At 30.0% G+C, this 4,498-nt stretch carries 4 protein-coding genes; 3 read left to right on the top strand and 1 reads right to left on the bottom strand.

Annotated features, from left to right (window positions below; genetic code table 11):
* Positions 1-299 precede the first annotated feature (299 nt).
* Positions 300-1,223 carry a hypothetical protein gene (locus U9R42_03280; protein MEA3495039.1) on the bottom strand — a complete coding sequence of 308 codons (924 nt, stop codon included), beginning with the start codon at positions 1,221-1,223 and terminating at the stop codon, positions 300-302.
* A 94-nt stretch (positions 1,224-1,317) separates the two neighbouring features.
* Between U9R42_03280 and U9R42_03275 the strand changes: the two genes are divergently transcribed.
* Genes U9R42_03275 through U9R42_03265 form a run of 3 tightly spaced genes read left to right on the top strand, consistent with a single transcriptional unit; the run spans position 1,318 to position 4,126 of the window.
* Positions 1,318-1,929 (top strand): thymidine kinase, encoded by a 612-nt coding sequence (locus tag U9R42_03275; GenBank protein ID MEA3495038.1) that lies wholly within the window; start codon positions 1,318-1,320, stop codon positions 1,927-1,929.
* 18 nt (positions 1,930-1,947) lie between these two features.
* Positions 1,948-2,877: an ATP-binding cassette domain-containing protein gene (locus U9R42_03270; GenBank protein ID MEA3495037.1), complete on the top strand. Its 930-nt coding sequence runs from the start codon at positions 1,948-1,950 to the stop codon at positions 2,875-2,877.
* Positions 2,870-4,126 (top strand): ABC transporter permease, encoded by a 1,257-nt coding sequence (locus U9R42_03265; GenBank protein ID MEA3495036.1) that lies wholly within the window; start codon positions 2,870-2,872, stop codon positions 4,124-4,126. The genes U9R42_03270 and U9R42_03265 overlap by 8 nt, the downstream gene beginning before the upstream one ends.
* The last annotated feature ends 372 nt before the right edge of the window (positions 4,127-4,498 follow it).

Raw genomic sequence — 4,498 nt, 5'->3', positions numbered from 1 at the left:
TGTTTTAGTACTTTTGATTTGCTTATAAAACCAAAACCCAGTCCATACCGTCATTGCGAAGGAAGAATGACTGAAGCAATCTGATGAAAGAATTGTTTATTTGTTTATCTGTTTATTTGTTTATTTGAAATTTGACTGCTGACTGAGGACTGTTTTTTACTGCCGACTGCGGACTGGTAATTTGTTTATTCGTAACACATAACTTTTACCTTTTACCTTTTAGTTTTTACCTTTTAGTTTTCAACTCTAAGTACTTCTTTATGTTTATTCGACTAATGCGTATTTTCTCTCAGGTTCACTTACCTGAATCGCCTAGTAATAAGTCCCATTAGGGTTTTAACGAGTTCTTCTTTTTCCTGCCAGTATGGTCTTTTTTCGTTTTCTCCTTCAAGGAATAATTTTGCTTCCGAATAATTATTGCATTTGCTCAAAAAATCTATCATTCTCTTGTATTCCTTTTGGTTGCCTTGATACAAGTCTTTGATGAAAGAAAGTTTGAGATTTAAAGAAATTGCAGATTTTATATCTGAAATTGATCCTTTATGAGCTTTGTCAGCAAGAGGTAATTTCGTTTTTGAACTTGCAATTCTTTCATTTATTGAAGGTTCTTTTTTAATAAATTTGGTATTAACTTGTTTTTTCTCTGATATTTCTTTTTTATCCTCTTCTTTAACAACTTTTTCTTCTACTACTTCAGTTGGTTCTTTTTCAATTTCTGGCTTAGGAGCTTTGTCAGATTTCTCTTTAGTTTCAGTACTTGGCTCAAATAAAGGTGTTGTTTTTTCATCTCCTACAAGCTTTTCTTCTTTTTCCTCTTTTGGTTCGGGTAATTCATCTTTTGCAATTTTGTCTGCTTGAGTTTCCTTTTCCTCTTTTGGTTCGGGTAATTCGGGTTTTGCAGTTTCTTCCGGTTGAGTTTCTATTTCTACAACCTCTTTTTCAATTTTTTCTTCTACAATCTTTTTTTCTGCGGGTTTTTTTTCAACAACACTACTTTCTATTTCTTCTTCTGTTTTTTGAAGAATTTCTGTTTCTGTGTCTTTAGACTTTTTTAACGATAATGATAAATTTGTGGTATGGTCATAAAGTTCAATGATTTTTTTATTGATAAGATCTAAATCTAAGGAACTAATATTGTTCGGATTGTCTTGTGCTTTTTCAATTATTCCTGAAATTTTATCAAGAATATTTGTTATTATGGATATATCTTTTTTTGATGTCATTTTTTTTTGCTTCAAAAGTAGTAAAAAAATGTAGCTTCTTAAAAAGGAATTTACGTTATTTGTTGTTGAAAACTAATATGGATAATTTACTTAAATGTTTATTGAACCGCTTTTAAATAATAAATCAAATAAGGGATGGATTGAAGTTATTTGTGGACCCATGTTTTCGGGGAAAACAGAAGAATTGATTCGAAGACTTAAAAGGGCTAAAATCGCAAATAGGAAGGTTGCAATTTTTAAACCGGCTGTTGATAAAAGATATAGTAAGAATCAAGTTGTTTCACATGACTCAAATTCAATATCTTCAATAATTATTAATAGGGCAATTGAAATAACTGAATATTATGACGATGCAGATGTAATTGGTGTTGATGAGGTGCAGTTTTTTGATAAAGCTGTTGTGGATGTTGTTCAATATTTAGCCTTTAAAGGAAAAAGAGTTATTGTAACAGGTCTTGACATGGATTCTGATGGTAAGCCATTTGACCCAATGCCTAATTTACTTGCTGTTTCCGAATACATTACAAAGTTACATGCTATTTGTATGGAGTGTGGTAGCCTTGCTACTCATTCGTATAGGATATCTGATGAGGAAGGAAAAGTTTTGATTGGTGCAAAAGATAAATACAAACCTTTGTGCCGTTCTTGTTATTATAAAAAGTGGGAAGAAATAAATGATAGTAGTTTTGATATTAAAGAAGTATAATTTTAAAAATAACGATAAATGAATATTCTAAAAGTAAAAGAAATTTCAAAGTTGTATGGTAAAAATCTTGTTTTGGATAATGTTTCAATTAATGTTCCAAGAGGAGAAATTTTGGGTTTGTTGGGTCCAAATGGTGCAGGAAAAACTACTCTGATTAGGATAATTAATCAAATAATAAATTCTGATAACGGTAAATTGTTTTTTAACGATAAGGAAATGAGGAGAGAGGATATTGCCAATATTGGATATTTGCCCGAAGAAAGAGGATTGTATGCAAAAATGAAAGTTGGTGAACATCTTTTGTACATGGCTCAATTAAAGGGTTTTTCAGGAAATAAAGCTAAAAATACAATTGAAAAATTTCTTGATGAGTTTGAAATAGGAGGCTGGTGGAATAAAAAGGTTGAGCAATTGTCTAAAGGAATGCAACAGAAATTACAGTTTATAATTGCAATAATGCATTCCCCTGATCTTGTAATACTTGATGAACCTTTTACAGGCTTTGATCCTATTAATATTGAGATAATTAAAAAAAGAATTGTTTCAATGAAAGAAAAGGGAGTTACTTTTATTCTATCAACACACAGAATGGAATCTGTTGAAGAATTATGTGAAAATATTGTATTAATTAATGAATCAAAAAAGATTTTGGATGGAAAGAAATTTGACATCAAAGAAAAGTATAAACAAAATATTTTTGAAATTGTTTTTGAAAAAACTTCACAATTAAAAGTTGAAAAAAAATCTGAGTTGTTTGAACTTTTGTCTGTAAATGAAACAAACGGACGTAGTAGTATGCAAATACGCTTGAATGGAAATGTAACAATAAATGATATTTTAAAGGAATTATTGACAGATATTAATATTTATTCGGTAAATGAAATAATACCTTCAATAAATGATATTTTTATTTCAATGGTTAATAAAAAAGAAAATAATAATGAATAAAATAGGATATATAATAAAGAGAGAATATTTAATAAGAATAAGAAAAAGAACTTTTTGGATTCTTACTTTCTTGTTGCCGTTTTTGTACGCAGGGATTATTGGGTTTTCTGTTTATATGCACACATCTGTAAAATCAAAATCTCAGCATGTAAGTGTAATTGATAATAGTGGACAATTTCTTGATGTTTTTAAAAATAGCGAAGAGATTCATTTTGAATATGTAAATCCGAATATCGAAAAATCAATAATGGAATTATTAAAAGAGGAGGATAATATGCACCTTTTGGTAATTCCTGAAATTAATATTGAAGAACCAACAGGAATTAGGATGTATTCCAGTAAAAAAAGCAGTTCGAAAACAATGTCAATTGCAAGGAATTTTATTAATCACAAAATAAAATATTTAAGGATAAAAGAATTGGGCTTGGATGAAAAAGTGATAAAGGAACTTGATGCAAATGTTGAGATTGATTACAAAAAAGTAGGGGAGCAGGGATTGGAAGATGATAACACTCCTTTGGCAAGTGGAATTGCCGGTCTTGCAGGTTTTTTAAATTATATGTTTATTTTTATTTACGGAAGCCTTGTTATGCGTGGTGTTCACGAAGAAAAGTCAAATAGAATAGTTGAAATAATTATTTCTTCTGTACGTCCTTTTGAATTGATGATGGGAAAAATTATCGGAATTGCTCTCGTTGGTTTAACACAATTTTTATTGTGGGTATTATTAATAGCGGTTCTAACAATGGGAGGATTATCACTTGCAGACATTGGTTCTTCCCCTGCAAGTGAAGGTCTAACAACTGTTTTGTCCGGTTTTTCAACAATAAACATGACTAAAGTTGTTTTAACTTTTGTATTTTTCTTTGTTGGTGGTTATTTGTTGTACAGTTCACTTTTTGCTTCAATTGCTGCGGCTGTTGATAATCAGTCTGATATGCAGCAGTTTATGTTGCCTTTAACTATCCCTCTGATAATTTCACTTATTTCAGTTCAGGCAATTATTCAGGCTCCACATAGTAATATTGCGATTTGGCTATCTTTGATTCCTTTAACATCACCAATTTCAATGATGGCTCGAATTTCTTTTGGTGTACCAACTATAGAACTTGTTTCTTCAATGCTATTGCTTGTTATAGGTTTTGTAGGAACAACATGGATAGCTTCAAAAATTTACAGAATAGGAATCTTAATTTACGGGTCAAAAATATCTTATAAAGAACTGTGGAAGTGGCTTTTTTATAAGTAGTGGCTATAAGAAAAACCTATGTTTTTGACTGTTAGAATATTATGTGTATTTTGTCGCTTGAATCTAATCTCACAAAGTAGTCATTTGATTGTCATTAATAGTCATTAAGTTACAAAACCCAATGACAGCTTGGCTAAATGACTATTAATGACAATTGAATGACTTTTATATTCACATCCATTATTAATTCAAAGCCCAAGTATAATGAGTAACTTAAGTTTCGCATTTGAATATAAAGAATTGACATTCTGAAACTTATTAAATGTCGAGTTGTGATAACATAAAGAAAATCAGTAGTATAATAATTCCATAATGAATTGTTTCATACTTTGTGATTCTTCGTGTCTTAGAGCCTTCGTGGCTAATTATCAA

It is taken from the genome of Bacteroidota bacterium (assembly GCA_034723125.1).
Classification (GTDB): Bacteria; Bacteroidota; Bacteroidia; order CAILMK01; family JAAYUY01; genus JAYEOP01.
Note: the sequence above shows the minus strand (reverse complement) of the source record. Positions and strands in the feature narration are given on the sequence as shown.